This is a genomic window from bacterium, assembly GCA_024228115.1.
In the GTDB taxonomy this organism is placed as follows: Bacteria; Myxococcota_A; UBA9160; order UBA9160; family UBA6930.
This window is the reverse complement of record JAAETT010000382.1, coordinates 1-1,115: the sequence shown is the minus strand read 5'-3', so window position 1 is coordinate 1,115 and position 1,115 is coordinate 1. Positions and strand designations below refer to the sequence as shown.

The window sequence follows — 1,115 nt, the reverse complement described above, 5'->3', positions numbered from 1 at the left end:
TTCTACAGCTACACATGTATTAGGTGAATCTTTAATAGTCACGATAGTACAGCCGATTAAGTGACAAATAAGAACAAATCCAATTAACGCTTGATACCTAGACATAGCAATTCCCTCTAAATCCATGAGGGAATACTATAAACATGAGGGAGGTTTGACGAGGGATTAATGGTGGCTAGCTAGCCGTGCCAGCCCCCTCAAGCTGACTTGATTAGTATAGCTTTGTTTTGCACGTAAAAATAGCATACTATAAATATCTTTCTATAATCTTGCTAGTAAACTTTAATAAATAATAAAGCGCTGTGTAAGTTAATACAACAGCGCCTATAGTCAAGATTAGCCCTAAAGCTAGCAACGCTTACTCTCTACAACATCACGAACGTGCTTGTCAAAATCATCACGCTCTTGCTTCTCTTCGTTGTGGATAACCTGTGCATCTTCTTGTGCTTTGGCATTTAAACGAGTTTCTTTCTCAATAGACAACCTAGCCAATAACAACCTAGCTTCACCCATGGCATTAGTTAAATCTTCAAAGCCAATATCATGAATATTAATCGTAGTTGCTGCGTTTCTAACTATACGAGTGGCTATCATGCTGCTTTACCTGCACGTAATTTACGAAGCTTCATAGCCTTAGCTTGTATTTCTTGGTGTCGTGGGTGCATCGTATTCCAGTAAGGCCCTTCTTTGTTGCTCATGATTTCATCTAGTTGAGCAGTAGCTTCACTAGGAGTCATAACTTGATTTCCGCCAACATCTTCAACAGCCTGTGAACCTTCGCCGCCGCTCATTTTTTGCGATAAAGAATGGAACCAACGTAATGAGTCACCGTCAATATTACCCGACTTAGCCAACTCGATAACGCTATCAGGTGCACCAGTAGCTTCTAGCAATGCAATAGCTTTAGAACTGTTTTGGTCAAATGCTGCGCCCCATTCTTTCTCTACTACACCACGACTTTCAGCTTGTTGTGTTTGTTGTGATTCTAAGGCAGTCGCGTCTAATTGAGCAACTGATTGAACCAATGATTCAAATTGCTTGTTAGTCATGTTTGCATTTAATGCCATATCGCGCAAATGGTCATAATTGCCTTCTGTGCCTTCTGGTACTGTGTA

General features: G+C 40.5%; 2 protein-coding genes. Both read right to left on the bottom strand.

The features are described from left to right. Positions 1 to 348: 348 nt before the first annotated feature. A complete protein-coding gene (locus GY937_16825) occupies positions 349 to 594 on the bottom strand; it encodes a hypothetical protein (protein ID MCP5058369.1) in 246 nt (81 codons plus the stop codon). After that, positions 591 to 1,115: hypothetical protein (locus GY937_16820; protein ID MCP5058368.1), on the bottom strand; the 525-nt coding region annotated here is incomplete at its 5' end. The genes GY937_16825 and GY937_16820, both read right to left, overlap by 4 nt.

Coding starts and splice junctions, on each gene's coding strand:
- GY937_16825 (MCP5058369.1), bottom strand. CDS start 594: ATGATAGCCACTCGTATAGTTAGAAACGCAGCAACTACGATTAATATT.